General features: G+C 58.2%; 18 protein-coding genes. 13 read left to right on the forward strand and 5 right to left on the reverse strand.

Annotated elements, in window-relative coordinates:
• Nucleotides 1–5: 5 nt before the first annotated feature.
• The 13 genes from ACO05M_RS02280 to ACO05M_RS02340 all read left to right on the forward strand — a co-directional run bounded on the left by ACO05M_RS02280 (nt 6) and on the right by ACO05M_RS02340 (nt 14,474).
• A complete protein-coding gene (locus ACO05M_RS02280) occupies nt 6–2,264 on the forward strand; it encodes a type II secretion system protein GspD (protein WP_421867208.1) in 2,259 nt (752 codons plus the stop codon).
• Between the two features lie 91 nt (nt 2,265–2,355).
• The gene (locus tag ACO05M_RS02285) at nt 2,356–2,622 is read left to right on the forward strand and encodes a hypothetical protein (RefSeq protein ID WP_421867211.1); all 267 of its coding nucleotides are present in this window, start codon (nt 2,356–2,358) and stop codon (nt 2,620–2,622) included.
• A gap of 229 nt (nt 2,623–2,851) precedes the next feature.
• Nucleotides 2,852–3,883 carry a prepilin-type N-terminal cleavage/methylation domain-containing protein gene (locus tag ACO05M_RS02290; protein WP_421867213.1) on the forward strand — a complete coding sequence of 344 codons (1,032 nt, stop codon included), beginning with the start codon at nt 2,852–2,854 and terminating at the stop codon, nt 3,881–3,883.
• Between the two features lie 86 nt (nt 3,884–3,969).
• Nucleotides 3,970–4,485, forward strand: a complete 516-nt coding sequence (locus ACO05M_RS02295) for a hypothetical protein (RefSeq protein ID WP_421867216.1) — start codon at nt 3,970–3,972, stop codon at nt 4,483–4,485.
• Entirely contained in the window at nt 4,482–6,491 is a 2,010-nt protein-coding gene (locus tag ACO05M_RS02300) for a hypothetical protein (protein ID WP_421867219.1), read from the forward strand. The genes ACO05M_RS02295 and ACO05M_RS02300 overlap by 4 nt, the downstream gene beginning before the upstream one ends.
• Nucleotides 6,492–6,493: 2 nt before the next feature.
• The gene (locus ACO05M_RS02305; protein ID WP_421867222.1) at nt 6,494–7,111 is read left to right on the forward strand and encodes a hypothetical protein; all 618 of its coding nucleotides are present in this window, start codon (nt 6,494–6,496) and stop codon (nt 7,109–7,111) included.
• A gap of 14 nt (nt 7,112–7,125) precedes the next feature.
• Nucleotides 7,126–8,223 carry a type IV pilus twitching motility protein PilT gene (locus ACO05M_RS02310; RefSeq protein WP_207802674.1) on the forward strand — a complete coding sequence of 366 codons (1,098 nt, stop codon included), beginning with the start codon at nt 7,126–7,128 and terminating at the stop codon, nt 8,221–8,223.
• Between the two features lies 1 nt (nt 8,224).
• Nucleotides 8,225–9,826: a GspE/PulE family protein gene (locus ACO05M_RS02315; RefSeq protein ID WP_421867225.1), complete on the forward strand. Its 1,602-nt coding sequence runs from the start codon at nt 8,225–8,227 to the stop codon at nt 9,824–9,826.
• Nucleotides 9,827–9,954: 128 nt separating this feature from the next.
• Nucleotides 9,955–11,166 carry a type II secretion system F family protein gene (locus ACO05M_RS02320; RefSeq protein ID WP_421867228.1) on the forward strand — a complete coding sequence of 404 codons (1,212 nt, stop codon included), beginning with the start codon at nt 9,955–9,957 and terminating at the stop codon, nt 11,164–11,166.
• Between the two features lie 19 nt (nt 11,167–11,185).
• The gene (locus tag ACO05M_RS02325) at nt 11,186–12,556 is read left to right on the forward strand and encodes a GspE/PulE family protein (protein WP_421867231.1); all 1,371 of its coding nucleotides are present in this window, start codon (nt 11,186–11,188) and stop codon (nt 12,554–12,556) included.
• 3 nt (nt 12,557–12,559) lie between these two features.
• On the forward strand, nt 12,560–13,288 hold the full coding sequence (locus ACO05M_RS02330; protein WP_421867234.1) for a type II secretion system protein: 729 nt from the start codon (nt 12,560–12,562) through the stop codon (nt 13,286–13,288).
• Nucleotides 13,288–14,169 (forward strand): prepilin-type N-terminal cleavage/methylation domain-containing protein, encoded by an 882-nt coding sequence (locus ACO05M_RS02335; protein WP_421867237.1) that lies wholly within the window; start codon nt 13,288–13,290, stop codon nt 14,167–14,169. The genes ACO05M_RS02330 and ACO05M_RS02335 overlap by 1 nt, the downstream gene beginning before the upstream one ends.
• Before the next feature lie 110 nt (nt 14,170–14,279).
• Complete coding sequence (locus tag ACO05M_RS02340) at nt 14,280–14,474, forward strand: hypothetical protein (protein WP_421867240.1); 195 nt, start codon at nt 14,280–14,282, stop codon at nt 14,472–14,474.
• A gap of 100 nt (nt 14,475–14,574) precedes the next feature.
• Here ACO05M_RS02340 and ACO05M_RS02345 read toward each other — a convergent pair whose 3' ends face one another.
• The 5 genes from ACO05M_RS02345 to ribBA form a co-directional block, all read right to left on the reverse strand.
• Nucleotides 14,575–15,048 carry a phosphatidylglycerophosphatase A gene (locus tag ACO05M_RS02345; RefSeq protein ID WP_421867243.1) on the reverse strand — a complete coding sequence of 158 codons (474 nt, stop codon included), beginning with the start codon at nt 15,046–15,048 and terminating at the stop codon, nt 14,575–14,577.
• A gap of 17 nt (nt 15,049–15,065) precedes the next feature.
• Nucleotides 15,066–16,019, reverse strand: coding sequence for a thiamine-phosphate kinase (gene thiL / locus ACO05M_RS02350; protein ID WP_421867247.1), 954 nt, complete (start codon nt 16,017–16,019; stop codon nt 15,066–15,068).
• A 10-nt stretch (nt 16,020–16,029) separates the two neighbouring features.
• Nucleotides 16,030–16,449, reverse strand: a complete 420-nt coding sequence (gene nusB / locus ACO05M_RS02355; RefSeq protein WP_114697111.1) for a transcription antitermination factor NusB — start codon at nt 16,447–16,449, stop codon at nt 16,030–16,032.
• Nucleotides 16,450–16,515: 66 nt separating this feature from the next.
• Complete coding sequence (gene ribE / locus ACO05M_RS02360) at nt 16,516–16,992, reverse strand: 6,7-dimethyl-8-ribityllumazine synthase (RefSeq protein ID WP_114696875.1); 477 nt, start codon at nt 16,990–16,992, stop codon at nt 16,516–16,518.
• 21 nt (nt 16,993–17,013) lie between these two features.
• Nucleotides 17,014–18,126, reverse strand: a complete 1,113-nt coding sequence (ribBA, locus tag ACO05M_RS02365) for a bifunctional 3,4-dihydroxy-2-butanone-4-phosphate synthase/GTP cyclohydrolase II (RefSeq protein WP_421867250.1) — start codon at nt 18,124–18,126, stop codon at nt 17,014–17,016.
• Nucleotides 18,127–18,142 lie beyond the last annotated feature (16 nt).

Raw genomic sequence — 18,142 nt, forward strand, 5'->3', positions numbered from 1 at the left:
CCACTATGAAGATCAAAACCCTAATCGCCATCACCACCCTGCTTGTTGGCTTCTGCCCGTTGCAATCGACAGCGGCCAAGCCGCCCAAGATCAGTCTGGTCGAGTTCAAGGACGCTTCGGTCAGGGACGCAACCCGTATTCTGTCGAGCATGACCGGCGCCAATATCGCCGTCGCTCGCGAAGCCCATGATGCCCGCATCGACCTGCGGCTGCAGAATGTCGAACTCAAACACGCGATCGAAATGCTGTCCCGGGTCTCGGGCCTGTGGTTTCGCTACAACAAGCGCAACAACAGCTACCTGATCATGACCGAGCAACAGTATCAGGACGACATCGTGGTCTATCGCGACGATGAGATCCGCTCGTTTGTGCTCAAGCACCAGAATGTTCGAGCCACCGCGCTGACAATACAAAGCCTGTTCGGCGATCGGGTGATCCTGAAACTCCAGGACGATCGTGATGACTTCGAGGGCATCCCCAGTGGTTACTTGGAGAGCATCACCGACCAGACCTCATCCAGCAGTAATAACAGCAACAGTGGCAGTAACAATCGCGTTACCGTCAATAACAACAATGACAGAAGCAATTCCAACGGCAGCAGCAGTGGCGGTAATCTCAACTACGCCAGCAAGGGTGACGGCGAGATCAAAACCCTGCGACCCGATGACGAAGACCGCGACCCAACCGGCACCAAGCTGAATCAAAAGCTCAACACCGCCCAACTGAATCAGCTCGGTAGTGCCCAACAAGTCAACGCCGATACCGCCGGCAAGAAGCTGGGCATCAAAACGCCGATCTTTATCGCCACCAACCGAATCCACAACCTACTGTTTGTCCGTACCAGCGATCGCCAAGCGATGGCCGATATTGAGGATCTGATCGAGACCAGCGACAAACCGACCCCCCAGGTACTGCTGGAAACCAAGATCATCCGAATCGACCAGGCCGACGAGTTCACCCAGGATTTCGATCTCAGTTTCAACGATGCCCTCAATGTGCCCGGCGCCAGTTATGCCAATGGCACCACCCTATCGGCGATTCGAGACGGTACCGCTACGATCAACCTGGCCGACGGCACCAGCCTCAACAATGCCGATCGGATCCTCGAACAGCTGCGCGGCAACTCCGTCACCCAGTTCGGCTTCAATGGTCTGACCGGCGGCTTCTACCAGTTCTACAGCAAATACATCAACGCCAAAATCGAGCTGCTGGAAGAAAACGACGCCGCCGAGATCATTGCCAAGCCGATCCTGCTGGCTTCCAACAACCGTCCGTCACGGCTGTTTATCGGTGAGGATCAGGTGATCGCCACCGGCATCGATGCCGGCAGCACCACCACCAACAACAACAATAACAACAGCACCACCACCACCACCGATACCGAACTGGAAACCGAAGTGCGCAAGGTCGGGAATACCCTGGCACTGCTGCCCAGCATCAACGATGACGGCACCGTTACGATCGATATTCTTCAGTCCACCTCGGAATTAAAAAGAGCGGGGATGAACTTTCCGTTCTTCAACGCCTTGACCGGGCAGATCGAATCGATCGCTCTAGACACAGTGGCGGAGTCCACCCTGAAAACGGTCGTCGTGGCGCAGGACGGCTTCACCATCGCACTGGGAGGAATGATCAACCAAACCGATCGCGACGACCGAAGCACCATACCAGTGTTGGGTGACCTGCCGATCCTCGGCAAGCTGTTCCAAACCCGTAACACGGTCGAATCTGAAGCCCAGTACATCATGCTGATCACCCCCCATATCATCGAGACCCCCGATGAAGCGGACGAAAAGACCCGCGAGATTCGCGAACTGGACTATCAGCGCCATAACGAAACCGGCCAGGAACAACGCATCGAGCAAGGCCAAGCCACCAGCGGTAGCGGCTTTGATATGAGCGATCTGATCGCCCTGAACCGCCATGTCGCTAACCGACTGCGCGGTACCACTGCACCCAACCGCGACTTCCAACCCCTGCCGGCTCCGGAACCGGGGCGGGCAATACAACTGGGAAATCCGGCCCTGGAGGCAACCCCTGTCAGCGCTTACCGGCATAAGAACCTCTACCTGACCGTGGTTGAGGTGCAGAATCGCTCGGATCAGGATCAGCCCTTGGAGATCCGCCATATTCCCGGCAGCTGGCTCAGCGTGGCGCGAAACAAAGCTCAATTGAAAGGGACTCGAGGTAACAGCCCGGAGCTCGGATTGCTGTATTTCACCTCAGCTCATCCGTTCTCGATCGCACTTCTTAAAAAGAACTAGATGCAAATGAAAAAAACTCTCATTTGCTATTGACTCAACAACTCAAAGCAATGACAATCGTTCTCATTCGCAAATATAGAGACAAGACTCCATGAGCGCCAACGCTGTAACCGAACCATCCCAGATCGATATCACCGCCCACCAGGCGTTTCTCAATCAGTTTATCGATCTCTACAGCAGCCTGTTTGCCCATGATGGTTTCGGTGATATTCGGATCGAAATCAAGATCCTGCGCCGCGGCCAGAAGGAAGTGATCATCCACTGCGGCAAGCAATACCGCTACGTTATCGACTGCGATCAGGCCCTGGCCAACGAGTCGATGATCAAGCACCTGCTCAAGCGCGATCTGCTCGCCTAAGCCTTAGGAAAGAGCTGCAACGAAGTCGGCCCAACATATCCAAGGGGGATAACGGGGCCCTGTAGGTTGCCACGGACGGCAGCCGAAACGGAACGTCCGGTGAGGTCACCGGAACAACCAAAGGAAGCGTTTTAAATCGGACTGGTTAAGTTGTCACAGTTCCCGCGGGGGGAATCTGCACTTATGTCAACGGTCTCCAATTTGATTTTTAACTAGGGTTTATCACCTCATGTTCTCTAACACCAAAACTGCTGAACTGCTGAAAAAATTCGCCAAAGTAAACGTTGAAGACATCCAGGACGCCGATCTGCGCGCCAAAGCCGCCAAGCTGAAAGGCAAGCAAGGTGGTTTCACCCTGCTGGAACTGCTGGTTGTTGTCGCCATCCTGGCCGCCATCGCCGGTACTGCGGCGATCGCCCTGCAAGACACCGATGCCCGTGCCTCCGCTGCCGCTCACGTCGCCATGATGGATGAGCTGAACAAAGGTGTTCGTACCTTCCGGGTTCTGAACAAGAACACGCTACCAACTAACTTTGACTCTCTGGTTCAAACCTCTGCTACAGATGGCTCTACCGACGCAGCTGTTCTCTCCGTAGCAGCGATTGAAGACATTGCTCTTCTAGACCTGCAAGCCGACGCCGCTGAAGCTCTCAATGGTGGCGGTATCAATAGCTTGCGTTATGTTCATAACAATGCAGCTGCTGATCCGGCCGACGCAGGCGATTGCTCTGATATCGAAGGGCTGATCAACAGCCGCGGTAATGCTGTTGTTGCCGGTAACATCTTCTTGTCTCCAGCGGCCAACGGCTGCGGATACAGCTTCTCTGTTGCTGACCAAGATAGTGCTGCCGACGGTTTCCAGTTCACTAACCTGCCAAAAGTTGCCATCTGGACGGGTGGTTACGAGCGCGTCATGGGACAAGCCGGTCAAGGCTTTGATGGCACCACTATCGCCACCGATGGTTCAGCCCTTACTGCTGGTGTAGTTGATGCACCTGTTCTAATGGCTGTGGGCCTAGGCCCGTCATCCAATCTGTTTAACGCCAATGATCTGGGTGGCATGACCACCGTACCGGTCTACCGTCATGTATCTGAGAGCGAGTACAACCGTTTTGTAGCCCTGTTCAACATCGGAACAGTAACCAGCGCTACTACTTGGGAATCTTCTGACCAAGTAACTCTGACGGCCATCGTTGACGGCGCTGGCGACACCAAAGAGGAAGAGCTGGGCGAGTGGGATGGAACCCGTAACACCATCTAAGCGGTTACCCGCCTAGACAGTGTTTATCAGCTCGGTCGGCGGGGGTTATCCCTCGCCGATCTTCCTCTGCTTCACGAGTTATTCCCATGCCCGCATTGCTGCCCTTTGTGCTCAGCCTGCTGCTTGCCATTACGCCTCTCAGCCTTGCGGCCGGCAATAGTCCAGCAAGTTCCAACGCTCATACCATTCAACAGCAATATCAGTCGGTCGAACTGGACCAGTTGATCGATCAGAACCAAATTCCCGAACGGATGGTGGAAAAGAAGCAGCGCGTAATGCTGTCGCCCCGTGCCATTCGGTTCGATGCCCGTTTGATGCAGCGGCCCCAGCCGGGGGAGTTCAGCCTGGTGTACGACGCCCTCAACCTATGGCCCAGCGATCAGCCGCTGCCGACGATCAATCACAGCGCCTTTATCCAATCCGACGATGGCCGCGTTATCGGCGCCTATGTCACCCAACAGGCGGCATCCCAACTGCAGTCCCTGGCCGATCAGGCGGATAGTCTGCCGCTGAATTGCCATCTCTATGCCGTGCATATTTATAACTATGCCAACGGCCCCCGGCTGATTGTTATCGCCGCCGGGACGAGTAGTCAGCCATGAAGCTGCTGAAAGCATTACGAACAAAACCCGCCGTCGAACCGAATCAGCCACCGACGGATTTTGACCTTGGGTCCCCTGCGACGGAGTTAGAACCGGTTCCCAGCAACCCATTTACCTCGGTCGAGTCCGAACCGCTGTTTGAACCGTTGTTTGAAAAGAGTGCCGACAACAGCCAAGCCAGCGATCCCGAATTGGACGCCGCTAATCTGACCAGTAAACCAAGGCTTCGGCTTCCGGAAGTCGGCCAGTTGCTCGGCGAGTCCTACCAGTTACTGGCATTTCAGGCCGGCAGCTTCGGTCTGCGGGGAGCGGTGATCCAGAATGGTAAGCAACAAGCCAATATCCGCGCCCTGGCCGAATCACGAAACATCGACTTTACCCGCGCCGTTGCCGATGTACTGGATCAACTGCTGCAGCAACACCGCCGCCTGCCGAAGAGAGCGATCCTGCTAACACCCTCGGTGGTGACCGCCCTGGTCCAACTACCGGTCAGCCCACTACGTCCGCGCAGCGACGAACAGATGCAGGAGCTGATCCGATGGGAGCTCGAAGGCGCCATCAGCCAGCAGAACAAGCACTGGATGATCGGTTCGATGCTGGTCGAGCGAGGCTATCTGACTCCGGATCAACGCGACGAGGTGGTCGAGCAGCTGCAGCAACGCCAGACCGAGGGTGGCCCCCAGTCGCTGGTCCGCTTTGGTGATCTGGCGGTCCAGCTCGGATTTATCGACCGTGACCAGCTTGAAGAGTGCTTCACCCTCCAAGGCAAGCTGATCTCCATCGATGACGATCTGGTCTACGGCTGGCAGGCCAGCGAGTCGACCCGTGAAGGTCCCAGCGACGAAGTGTTGATGTCCGAGGAGGAGGACAACGACAGCAGCCACCCCTGGCTGGTCAGCGGCATGAGCAAAACGCTGCAGCGCCGCTGGATCGGGGCCTTCAATCTCAATGGCCTGAAACTGGAGGCCTTCTATCCGGTAATCGGCAGCGCCTTCGCCGGGCTGGGCCAATACTGCGAGCTGGAGCTGCAATACCTGCTTGAAGTGCAGCAGGAGCAGTTGGCCCTGGTCAGCGGTAACCGTAATACCGTCGCCGAAATCCTGACCACGGCCCGCAGTCGCGGTCCGGTGGATCTGCACCAATGCCTGGATCTGATCGGCGTGCTGCCCAGCGACCTGAACCGGCTCTATATCAGTTGCAGCCAGGCCGAGCTCCAACCCGAGTTGCTGCAGGACCTTGCCGACCACCTGGGTATCGATGTTCAGCGATTCTCGGCGCAGAGTCACCATCTTGAGCTACCGGCCCGGGTACCGGCCGATGCCCTGCTGGCGCTACAGGGCAGTATCAACCACCACTTTGGCCATCTGCCGATCACCCGTCAGAGTCGAATCAGCGCCACCGAGACCAAGAGCGCCCGCTGGAAGTCCTGGTTTCAACCCAAGAATCTTGCGGTTGCCGCCTCGGTGCTACTCGTGACTGGCATGTGCAGTTTTCTTGGCTGGATGGAGTGGAATACCCGTTTCCAGACCGAACGCCTGGCTGCTCTGGAAGCCGAGTTCGATCGGGAATTGAAGGTTAAGAATCAGCTCCAGGCCCTCTATGCCGACAGTCTGAAGATCAAGGGTGCCATCGCCGACTCCCAACAACAGAGCGATCTTACCCTGCTGCTGGCCAATGAGATCGAAGCCAATCTCGGCTACCGGGTTCAGAGTCTGTCACCGTTGTTAAAAGCGATCGCCCTGGCCCTGAGCCCGGAGATCAGCCTGGGACAGATCTTAAAACAGGGGGACGACCTCAGCCTGGAGGTGGTCGCTCCGTCCAGTTCATCGGCACAGGAGTATGTCGCCCGACTCAGTGAGTTTGTTCAGCCGGTGGGTTACCAGGTAATGAATTCAAATCCCAAGGCGGATAGCGACGATTTTCGACTGCTGGTGCAGTTGGCCTACCAACACGGACTGACGTCGCAACTGCTGGCCGGTTCCAACCCGGCTCAGGCAGGAGAATAGCGATGCGGGCCATCAAACAACGCTATCGCAACCTGTCGTCAACCGAACGTAAGCAGTTGCTGTTCGTGATCGCCCTGTTGAGCCTGGGAGCTTATCTGTTACTGGCCGCGATGATGTGGGAGCAGATGTTCCAGGCCGAGAAACTGGCTAATCGCAAACAGAATCGAATCGACGTGCGTATCGGCAACTATGAAGCCCCGGAGATCGACCCTGCCTTTACCCAGGACGCCCTCGATCAGGTCAATGGCAAGCTGCGTGGCATCGAACAGCAGCTACTGCGGCTGAACCAAACCCTGTTGCCGCTGGATGCCCCCGATCTGAAGGAGCAGACCAAGCTGGAGCTGACCCGACTGGCCACCGGTAATCAGATCCAGATCGTCGAGCTACATACCCTCAACGGAGCCACCCGAGAGCTTCCCGAAGAGCTGCAGGGACAGGCCATTCACGAACTGTTTCGCGACCGCCCCTATTTCCGGGTGCTCTGTCGCGGCGGCTATTTCGACTTTATCCGCTATATCGACAGCCTCGATCAGCTCAGCTTCCGCGGCTTTATCCGCAACCTCCAGATCCAGCCCGGTGAAACCGGCCCGCTGGAGATCCAGTTTGAACTACAGATGTAACCGAGGACCCTGGCGTGACAGAAAGTACCGGGCTGGATAGCGCCCAACAGATCATCCAACTGATGGAACAATGCGTCGAGCTGGAAGCGTCCGACCTGCACCTGTCCGCCGGTCTGCCCGCCACCTATCGAGTCCACGGCAAGATCAACCAACTCGGCGAGCACCATTACAGCGCCGACGAAGTTCAGGGCATGGCCGATGCGCTGCTGAACGACAAACACCGTGAGCATTTCGCCCGCCATCTGACCCTGGACATGGGCTACACCACCCCCAAGGGATTCCGTTATCGGGTCAACCTGTACCGCGAGATGGGTAACTGTGCGCTGGCGATCCGTTATCTGGATGGCAGCCTCAAAACCACCCGCGAGCTGGGCCTACCGACCCAGATCAGCTACCTGACCGGACTCAAAAGCGGCCTGGTGCTGGTCTGCGGTGCCACCGGGTCGGGCAAGAGCACCACCCTGACGGCGATCCTGAACGACATCAACGAAGCTCAGGAGAAGCACATCCTGACGGTCGAGGATCCGGTCGAATTTGTCCACGCCAATATCCGCTCCATCGTGCACCAACGCGAGCTCTATACCGACGTGCCCGACTTCGCCAGTGCGGTCAAAGCCGCGCTGCGGGAAGATCCGGATGTGATCATGGTCGGCGAGATGCGCGATCTGGATACCATGCGCACCGCCATCACCGCCGCCGAGACCGGCCACCTGGTGTTCTCGACCCTGCACACCAATGATGCGGTCGGCGTGGTCGAGCGGCTGATCGGCAGCTTCCCTGGTAACGAACAAGCCGTGGCTAGACAGCGGATCGCCCATGCGCTGAAGGCGGTGATCGCCCAGAACCTGGTCCCGACCGCCGACGGCAGCGGCCGGGTCGTGGCCGCCGAGATCCTGATGGTCACCAAAGCGGTGGCCAACCTGATCGAATCGGCCAAGTCCAATCAGATCTACTCGGTGATGGAGAGCAGCGCCCGCCAGGGAATGCAGACCCTGGATCAGGCCTTGGCCCGGCTGGTCCGGGCGCGTCAGATCACGCTGGAGTCGGCTCGTGCTCTCTGCCGTGATCCGGGCAGTTTTGAGCGGTTGATTCGAGGCGGAGCAGCGAAATAGCATGGCCAACCTCGAACAACAGCTACTCCAAGCCGCCTCCCAGGCCGGGTTGATCGAACTGGCCGAACTACCGCAGCTCAAGACCCGAGCCCGGCGTAGCAACCTGCCATTGACCGAGCTGATCTGTCGCGACAAGCGCCTGCCGCAAACGGCGTTGTACCGGGCCCTGGCTGAAAGCCGGAGCCTGCCGTTTTACGAGCGCCGTGATATCGAGATTCAACCCAAGCTGTTAAACGCGTTCAATGCGCAGGTCCTATTGCGACGCTTGTTTCTGCCGGTCGAGCGAGACGGTGAGCTGCTGACCCTGATTACCGACCCGGATGATCGGATCGGCCTGGAAACCGTCCAGCGAACCCTCGGTCGCCCCGCTAGCACGGCGATGGCCAACCCGCTGATGATCGAAGCCGTGCTGCGGGCCCACTTCAAGCAGTATGAGACCGGGCTCGATGCGATCTCGATCTTCAACGACATCATGAAGGAAGCCTACCTGCTGCAGGCCACCGACCTGCACTTCGAGGCCGAAGAGGATGGCATGCAGTTGCGGATGCGGGTCGACGGCAGCCTGCAGCCTTACGAGCGGCCGATCAGCAAGGAGCTGGCCGAATCACTGATCAGCCGGATCAAGGTTCTGTCCGGGCTCGATATCGCCGAGCAGTTTATGGCCCAGGACGGTGGCTTCAGCTACCGCATCGAAGGCTGGCCGGAGCTGGAAGAGATCGAAATGCGGGTCGCGACCATCCCGACCCGCTTCGGCGAGCGCGCCACCCTGCGGATCCTGGGCCAGAGCACCGGCGATCTGAGTCTGTCACAACTGGGCGTGCCGCAACCGCTGCTGGAGCCGATACTCGAGGCGATCCACAAGCCCTACGGCATCGTGCTGGTGACCGGTCCCACCGGCAGCGGCAAGAGCACCACCCTGTACGCCTCGCTACGGGAACTGGATGCTTCCCAGCGCAATATCATGACGGTGGAAGACCCGATCGAGCAGGTGGTCGAAGGGATCTCCCAGGTCCAGGTGTCGGAAAAAGTCAGCTTCGCCAAAGCACTGCGTTCCTTCCTGCGCCATGACCCGGATGTGATGCTGGTCGGCGAAATCCGTGACGGCGAAACCGCCGAAACCGCCGTCCGCGCCGCGATGACCGGCCATATGGTGCTATCCACGCTACACACCAACAACGCCGTCTCCGCCGTCAGCCGGCTGGTCGATATCGGCTGCCCCGCCTACCTGATCGCCAGTACCCTGGTCGGCGTACTGGCCCAGCGCCTGCTGCGCCGCATCTGCCGCCACTGCAAAGAAAGCTATCCGGCCGATGCCCGCGAACTGGCCCTGCTGGAGCTTGAACAGCCGACCCAATTGCAGCGAGGCAGAGGCTGCTCCCACTGCCTGGGATCCGGCTACAGCGGCCGGGTTGGTATCTACGAAACGCTGTGGCTGGACGAGCAACTGGAACAGCTGATCCACGAAGGGGCCGGTGACGATGCGATGAAGCGCTACGCCCAACAGGCAGGGCTGCTCAGCACCCTGTGGCAGGATGCCCGCGATAAAGTGCTCGAAGGGACCACCAGCCTGCAGGAAGCCCTGCTGATCTACCAGACCCGTTAACTACCCAATAATCGAGCAAGCGCAATTCAGGAGAGCAGATCGATGACAGCAGGCTTCACCCAAATAATAGTAATGATTATTTCTTAGTTTTTAATTTGAATCCCAATATCAATCAATAGGACCCCCAGATGGCGACGTTTAAATACACCGCCCTGAACCCACAGGGTAAAGAGGTCAACGGCACCATTGAAGCCGAAGATATCAATCAGGCCAGCGCCAAGCTTCGGAGTCAGTACGGTAGCCTCAAGAAAATTCGCAAAGTCGGCGTCAACCCGCTGGCGGTATTGGGCAGATTCAGCCTGAGCCGCTACACCAGCGCCAAGGCGATCGACAAGGTGCTGTTTTTCCGGCAGCTGGCCCTGATGCTTCGCTCCGGCAACACCCTGACCCAGGCGCTGGAGATCTCCTCGGAGATGTGTCAGAAGCGCGACCTGCAAAAAGCGATTCAGAACATGCTGATGCGGATCCAATCCGGTAGTAGTTTTGCGGTCGCGGTTGAGGCTCAGGGCCGGGTATTCCCGCCGGTCGCCGCCAAGCTGATCGCTACCGCCGAGATCTCCGGTGAGCTGCAATCGACACTGGAACGCCTGGCCGAGAACCTCGAGCGCAGCGCCGCGGTGAAGCGTCAGTTGATCTCCAGCATGACCTACCCGGCGATCCTGTTGTTGGTCGCGTTCGGCGTCTTTATCGGCCTGGCGGTCGGCATCGTACCCAAGTTCGCCAAGCTGCTCGAAGGCAAGTCCCAGCAGCTGCCACCGATCTCCCAGGCGATGCTCGATACCTCCGCTTGGCTGATCGATTACGGCCCCTACGTCGGCAGTGGTCTGCTGGCGGCGGTCTTCTTAACCCTGGTGGCCTATACCACCGGTCCCGGCAAGGCGGTGATCGATCGCGTGCTGCTCAACCTGCCGGTGATTGGGACCAGTATCCGCACCAGCGGTATGGCCCAGATGGGTTGGACCCTGTCGATGCTGCTGGGCAGCGGCCTGACCGTACTGGAATCACTGCGTGTTCTCAGTGGTGTGCTGGGTAACCGTCGCTTAGAGCTCTGTTTCGAGCATGCCGCCAAAGACATCCTTTCCGGTCACAGCCTGGCCTACGGACTACGCCAGTCTCATATCCCGGTCATGGTCCAGCATATGACCGGCATCGGTGAGCGCAGTGGTGAGTTGGAACACGTGATGACCGAGCTGGGCAAGTTCTACCAATCCCAGTCAGAAATTCGGATCAAAAAGATGATGGGCATGATCGAGCCAGCGATGACCCTAGTGATCGGTGGCATGGTCGCGTTCGTATATATCGGCTTCTTCAAAGCCATGATGCAGGTCTCTGCGGGATAGAGAAGATAAGGAATCAGCCATGAAACTCGCACTCAACGATATCAAACTCAATCCCGATGAACTGAGCTTTGCCTCGGAAGAAACCGGGATCGATACTGGCGCGGCCACCGATACCCTGGATGACCTCAGTGTTCCGCGCTACCTCAACCGCACCCTGGCCAACTCCATCGAGCTGGGTGCTTCGGATATTCACTTCGAACCCTACGCCGATTTCTACCGGATCCGTTTCCGAGTCGACGGGGTGATGCGCGATATCGCCGATATGCCGCGCGGCTTCGGCCACCTGGTCGCCACCCGCCTGAAAGTGATCGCCGGCCTGGATATCTCCGAGCAGCGCATCACCCAGGGCGGTCGCTTCCGGATGGTGATCGATGCCAATAACGGATTGGATTTTCGCTGCTCGGTACTGCCGACCATGCACGGCGAGACCATCGTGCTGCGACTGCTCTATCTACCCGAGCAGATGTTGGAACTGGACAAACTGGGACTGACCCCTCAGCAGGCGGCGCCGATCCTCGATGCGATCAACCGGCTGCAGGGGATGGTGTTGGTCACCGGCCCGACCGGCAGCGGCAAGACCGTGTCGCTCTACACCCTGATCAAACATATCAGTCAGCAACCCCGCAATATCTACACTCTGGAGGATCCGGTCGAGATCGACCTGGTCGGGGTCAACCAGATCAACATCGGCGAACGGGTCAACTTTACCGAGGCAGCCCGAACCATCATGCGTCAGGATCCCGACGTGATCATGCTCGGTGAGATGCGCGATCGGGAGACTATCGACACCGCCATCAAAGCCGCCCATACCGGCCACCTGGTGCTCTCGACCCTGCACGCCAATACCGCCCCCAAGGCGGTACCAAGGCTGCGCAACCTCGGGGTCGATCCCTACGACATCGCCTCCACCGTCACGCTGGTGATCAGTCAGCGGCTGTTGCGACGTCTCGACCCCGACAACCGCGAACAGATCGCCGTTCCCCGTGAGCGTTTGCTGGCACTGGGTTTCAAGGATGAAGAGATCAACGGCCTGACGCTCTACCGGGCCAAGCCGGGCAACAACCAGACCGGTTACAAAGGCCGGATCGGCGTGTTTCAGGTGATGCCGGTCGATGACGGCCTGGCCCGCACCATCGCTGAAGGTGCCAGTGACGCCGATATCGAGGCTTATCTGGAACAGCGGGGTGTTCAGGATATGCGCCGCAGCGCACTGGAGCACGTCAAAGCCGGTATCACCGATATCGACGAAGTCGAACGGGTACTGGGGATGCTTCCAATCCCTCTACGCGATGGCCATCCGACAAAGCAACGGGATACGCTCGACTTCGACATCCATCCGGCGCCCGACAACCTGGTCGAGCCGACAACCGAACAGCCGCTGGGAGTCTGAAACATGCACAACAAACAACAGCAGGGCTTTACCCTGATCGAACTACTGGTGGTGGTCTCGGTACTGGCCGCCATGGCGACCGTCGCCGTGGTCGCCATCGGGGGGTATGACCAACGTGCCCGCGAAGAATTGGTCGTTACCGAAATGAAACAGATCGCCAATGCGATCTATCGATTCAAGCGCGATACCGGCTACTACCCCGAGCAGGGTCCCTTTGCGGGTATGGCTGCCAACCAGGCCGATCTGGGATTTCTATTTGTCTCACCTCGAGACGATGGGCCAAATGACAGCACCTTTGGGGCTGAGCAGATGCCTTGGAACCTGGATGCTGGGCGCGGCTGGAACGGACCATATCTCTCCGCCGATAACCTACAGCGTATGAGCCTGGAAGACTGCGACCTGCCCGCAGGTGTGGGTGGACTAGACATCTTTGCGCTCAACGTCACCCGCACCGCGGACCGTGACGCCATTATCGCGCTGGACGATCCGTTCGAACGTAGTCGCACCTATACCAATACCGATAGCTGCTTTGTACTCAGCGACAAAGGAACCTGGATGCAACGAAATGCACCTGGGCAAGCCTATCGCTACGACATCGCCTTCACCAACAACCTGTTCCCGCAGTGCCCAACCAGTGGCAATGGCTGTGTCGCACTGCTGAGTGCCGGCCCGGATGGCGAATACGACAACGGCGGCGATGACGACATCGTCAGAATTTTGGGAGTGAACTAATGCACAGCAACAAACCGAATCAGCAAGGCTTTACCCTGCTGGAACTGATCGTCGTGGTCGGCGTACTGGGCCTGATCACCGCCATGGCCACCGATTTTATGGTCAACCAGACCAATCAGCAGCGGTTCGACACCACCAAGCTACGGCTGGAACAGATCCGCTACGCCATTATTGGTGACAGCTCCCGAAGCCTGAATGGTCAACCTGCTTTCAGCGGCTATATCGCCGACACCGGCCGGGTACCCTCCCAGTTACGCCAACTGGTCAGCAACGATGCCTATTGCACCAGCGATGACAGTTTGACCGAGGCCGTCTGTGGCGCCGATTGGTTTGGCGGCGCCAGTAATTGGAAAGGTCCTTACCTGCCGATCAGTAACGGCAACGACTATCTCCTCGACGGCTGGGGCAATGGCAGTAGCGATCGCTACAACTTCGGCTGGAGTTACAGTGGTAGCGCCGGTAGCGACATCACCATCACCAGCCTTGGAATGGACGGCAGCAACGGCAGCAGCTCCACCAATGCAGTGGATCAGTCCTATGAAGCCGACCAGAGTCTAACCATTCTCGCCTGGCAATACGCTGGTCGCAACGTGGACGTCGGCCTGACCAATAACAGCGCCGACAATGACGCCTACTTCTGCCTGGTAACTCAGGAACCCGGCGGTGGCAGCCAGACCATCGATCTGAATACCACCCCGGCACCAACAATCAGCGCCACTGATGTCTTCGGTTTGGTCGATCTGGATATCTATAAGAAAGATGGTGTTGAAACCGATGACTGTAGTGCCATCTCGCTACATGCCAGTTCTTCGGTCGTGCCAGTGATCGCCCACAACCTCTACAGTCTTGGCGCTGGAGATCTGGAAGTAACCATCAACTAGAACTGGTTGAGAAAAGCGCCCCGCGACTAGGATCGGGGCGTTCCTACTTTCGGGTGAGGATGATAGATAGGACCGGGCTTAACCAAAACACGTGCCGAACATGGTTGTGTTTGAGTACTAAGCTGGCGCTGACGGAGCACAGCAAGGACAACCAGAGCCAGCATCGCCAGCAACAAAGTAATCCCACTCTGCAGCAGAAAAGCGACCACAAAGGCGTAACCGGTATACAACTTCAACAGGTTGATAACAAAGCCAAGTCCCAGCATAAGCGCCCCATCAATCATCAGGCTATGGCGGGATTATAGATCAGCGCGGCTGACAAGCCGCAAGAAAATAGTCTAACCCGTTGTTTTACAACGAAAATGATAAGAATTATCGATACGTTTACTAGGCAACTGCTACGGTTCAGCCGACCCAGTGGATGATCAGCTGCAGCACCAACCAGGCGTAAATACCCGCCAAGACATCATCGATCATGATGCCGAAGCCGCCGGAAACCCGCTTATCCGCCCAGCGGATCGGTTGGGGTTTGACGATATCGAACAACCGGAACAGAACAAAGCCCAGCAGTAGCCAGCCCCATCCCGGCGGCACCAGAATCAGAGTGATCCACAGTCCGACAAACTCATCCCAAACAATGCCGCCGTGATCGTGAACGCCCAGGTCCCGAGAGGTCTGACCACACAGATAGATACCGACCACAAAGGCCAGCACGATCACCGCCAGGTAAGCCTCAAGCGGTAGTTCTCGAAGAAACAGATAAGGAATGATGGCCGCCAACGTACCCCAGGTTCCCGGGGCTCGTTTGGGCGCGCCGCTACCGAAGCCGAATGCTGCCAGGTGAACTGGGTTACGCCAGTTGGGTTTTGGCAGTGACATCTCGGACCCTCGATAAATTAGAAATGCTGGTAGCCACTGGCTGCCATTGGTCGCCGGTTCCCCTGCCGATCGACCCCGATCAGACCAGGTTTACGACAAATAGCGCCAATTTCTCGGCAAGAAACACTCAAGCCAGGCAGTTTTTCCAACCACTGCTGGCGTCGATTCGCGGGCACACAGAAACAGAGTTCGAAGTCCTCGCCACCGCCCAGCGCCCAGTTCAACGCCTGTTGCTCTGGATACCGATCCAGCAGGGCGTCGGAGAGTGGAATCTGCGCCAACTGCAGCTCGGCACCCAGGTCCTGATGCTGCAGTAAGTGGCTTAGATCAGCCAGTAGACCATCGGAGATATCCAACGCCGCACTGGCAATCTCTCGCAGGGCCAACCCCAACTCGATCCGAGCACTGGGGCGGTAGAACCGTCCGAGCAGGTACGGATCCTGATCTGCCTGGGTTTGGAGCTGATCCAACCCGGCCATCGCATCGCCCAAGGTGCCGCTGACCCAGATGCTGTCACCGGGCTGTGCGCCTCGGCGGGTCAAGGCCTTCCCTTTCGGCACCCAACCGTGAACTTGCAGACTCAGAGCCCGATGGCCCCTTGTAGTGTCGCCGCCAACCAGGCTCAGGCCATATCGGGCCATTCCCTCACCCAGTCCACGGCTGAAGCCTTCCAGCCAGTCGGGATCGGATTCGGGCAACGTTAGCGCCAGGGTCAGCCAGGCCGGCTCGGCGCCCATCGCGGCCAGATCACTGACACAAGCGCCCAGGGCACGATAGGCCAGCTGCTCGGCAGGAATGCCGGGAAGGAAATGGGTACCTTCGACCAGGGTATCGATCGATACCGCCAGTTGCTGACCATCCGGTACTTCTAGCAGCGCGCAGTCGTCACCGATACCCAGACCAACGCCGCGTCCATGCTGAGGCAGGGACGCGAAGAAGCGCTTGATCAGGTCAAACTCAGCGACGGCCATCGGTGACTAATCAGCCCTTGGCGCCGGTTTCGGCTTTGCGCAGATCGCGGGCGACCCGGTCCAGCACACCATTGACGTACTTGTGGCTGTCGGTGGCGCCGAAGGTCTTGGCCAGATTCACCGCCTCGTTGATCGCGACCTTATAGGGCACATCGATCATCTCAGCCAGCTCGAAAGTCCCCATCCGCAGTACGGTCAGCTCGATCGGATCCAGCTCATCCTGCTTACGGTCCAGGTAGGGCTTAACCGCCTCATCCAGCTCGGTGGTCTTGCTGGGCACACCGTGCAGCAGCGCGCTGAACAGCTTCAGGTCGGTACCGGACATATCGTTCTCGACCCGGAACTGGGCTTCGATATCGTTCAGCGGATTGCCGGCCATGTGCCACTGGTACAGCGCCTGCAGCGCAAAGCTGCGAGCCTCGCGCTTCATCTGGGTACGTGACGGCTTGCCGGACTTCTTGGCCTTCTTCTGCGGCTTGTCGGAATCGCTCACCGCTTACGCCTCCAGCTGCTTCAGCAGGCTGACCATCTCCAGCGATGACAGCGCCGCTTCGGCACCCTTGTTACCCATCTTGGTGCCGGAACGCTCAACCGCTTGCTCGATCGAGTTAACGGTCAGAATGCCATTGGCGACCGGGATACCGAAATCCAGCGCGATCTGGGAGCAACCCTTGGCGCTCTCGGCACTGACGTATTCGAAATGCGGGGTGCCGCCACGGATTACCGCACCCAGGGCAATAATCGCATCGTCCTGCTTCTGCTCGGCAACCTTCTGCACCGCCAGCGGGATCTCAACCGCACCCGGTACCCGTACGATACGGATATTGGCTTCGTCAACACCGTGACGCTTCAGGGTATCAACGGCACCTTCGACCAGGCTCTCAACCACAAAGGCATTGAAGCGGCCGACGACGATGGCGTAACGGCCATCCTGGGCGTTGGTGAAATCACCTTCTACTGTTTGAACTGTCATTTATCTTTTCCTTTGCAAAACTTACGCGTCGCAGGGGATGAACTCGACAATCTCGAGGTCAAAGCCCGACAGCGCGCTGAACTTGATCGGTGAGCTGAGCAGCCGCATCTGGCTGACACCCAGGTCACGAAGAATCTGTGAACCGGTACCGATGGTCTGGTAAGCACCGGCACCATCGACGTTGGGGTTACGCAACGGTTTCTTGTTCAGGTGGGTCTCCAGGCTACCGGCCAGGTCATCCAAGCCGCCATTACCCAGCAGTACCACCACCCCGGCACCCTCGTCGGCGACCTTCTGCAGCGACTTGCGCAGTGACCACTTGGGCTCACCGTCGTTGACGGCACCGATCACATCACGCATCGGGTCGGCCATATGTACTCGAACCAGAGTCGGCTCTTCCGGGTTGATCTCGCCCTTAACCAGCGCCAGGTGGCTGGAGCCGTGGATGCTGTCGAGGTAGCTAGTGACCTGGAATTCACCGGCTTCGGTGCTCAGGCTGTAGCTCTCACCGCGCTCGACGGTGTGCTCGTTAAGGGTGCGGTAGTGGATCAGATCGGCGATGGTACCGATCTTCAGGTCATGCTTCTCGGCGAATTTTTCCAGATCAGGACGACGCGCCATGGTGCCGTCCTCATTCATGATCTCGACGATCGCCGCTGCCGGGATACATCCGGCCATGCGCGCCAGATCACAGCCCGCTTCGGTATGGCCGGCACGGCTCAGTACCCCACCGGGTTGCGCCATCAGTGGGAAGATGTGGCCCGGCTGGACGATATCTTCAGGCTTAACGTTCGGATCCACCGCGGTTTGTACGGTGTGGGCACGGTCGGCTGCCGAAATACCGGTGGTCACGCCTTCGGCCGCTTCGATCGACAGGGTGAAGTTGGTCGAGTAGGCAGCACCGTTATCCTGCACCATCAGCGGCAGCTTCAACTTGCTGCAGTGTTGGCGGGTCAGGGTCAGACAGATCAGACCGCGGGCATGGGTGGCCATAAAGTTGATATCTTCCGGGCGCACCTTTTCGGCGGCGATGATCAGATCACCTTCATTTTCGCGATCTTCGTCATCCATCAGAATGACCATCTTGCCCTGACGGATATCCTCGATCAGTTCGGCGGTGGAGTTAAGGCCCATAGTGGTTCCCGTTAAG

It is taken from the genome of Motiliproteus sp., from assembly GCF_965230735.1.
Classification (GTDB): domain Bacteria; phylum Pseudomonadota; class Gammaproteobacteria; order Pseudomonadales; family Balneatricaceae; genus Motiliproteus.

Bases quoted from the DNA above. Each gene is read 5' to 3' on its own strand.
- ACO05M_RS02280 (WP_421867208.1), top strand. From the start codon at position 6: ATGAAGATCAAAACCCTAATCGCCATCACCACCCTGCTTGTTGGCTTC.
- ACO05M_RS02285 (WP_421867211.1), top strand. From the start codon at position 2,356: ATGAGCGCCAACGCTGTAACCGAACCATCCCAGATCGATATCACCGCC.
- ACO05M_RS02290 (WP_421867213.1), top strand. From the start codon at position 2,852: ATGTTCTCTAACACCAAAACTGCTGAACTGCTGAAAAAATTCGCCAAA.
- ACO05M_RS02295 (WP_421867216.1), top strand. From the start codon at position 3,970: ATGCCCGCATTGCTGCCCTTTGTGCTCAGCCTGCTGCTTGCCATTACG.
- ACO05M_RS02300 (WP_421867219.1), top strand. From the start codon at position 4,482: ATGAAGCTGCTGAAAGCATTACGAACAAAACCCGCCGTCGAACCGAAT.
- ACO05M_RS02305 (WP_421867222.1), top strand. From the start codon at position 6,494: ATGCGGGCCATCAAACAACGCTATCGCAACCTGTCGTCAACCGAACGT.
- ACO05M_RS02315 (WP_421867225.1), top strand. From the start codon at position 8,225: ATGGCCAACCTCGAACAACAGCTACTCCAAGCCGCCTCCCAGGCCGGG.
- ACO05M_RS02320 (WP_421867228.1), top strand. From the start codon at position 9,955: ATGGCGACGTTTAAATACACCGCCCTGAACCCACAGGGTAAAGAGGTC.
- ACO05M_RS02325 (WP_421867231.1), top strand. From the start codon at position 11,186: ATGAAACTCGCACTCAACGATATCAAACTCAATCCCGATGAACTGAGC.
- ACO05M_RS02330 (WP_421867234.1), top strand. From the start codon at position 12,560: ATGCACAACAAACAACAGCAGGGCTTTACCCTGATCGAACTACTGGTG.
- ACO05M_RS02335 (WP_421867237.1), top strand. From the start codon at position 13,288: ATGCACAGCAACAAACCGAATCAGCAAGGCTTTACCCTGCTGGAACTG.
- ACO05M_RS02345 (WP_421867243.1), bottom strand. From the start codon at position 15,048: ATGTCACTGCCAAAACCCAACTGGCGTAACCCAGTTCACCTGGCAGCA.
- thiL (WP_421867247.1), bottom strand. From the start codon at position 16,019: ATGGCCGTCGCTGAGTTTGACCTGATCAAGCGCTTCTTCGCGTCCCTG.
- nusB (WP_114697111.1), bottom strand. From the start codon at position 16,449: ATGAAGCGCGAGGCTCGCAGCTTTGCGCTGCAGGCGCTGTACCAGTGG.
- ribE (WP_114696875.1), bottom strand. From the start codon at position 16,992: ATGACAGTTCAAACAGTAGAAGGTGATTTCACCAACGCCCAGGATGGC.
- ribBA (WP_421867250.1), bottom strand. From the start codon at position 18,126: ATGGGCCTTAACTCCACCGCCGAACTGATCGAGGATATCCGTCAGGGC.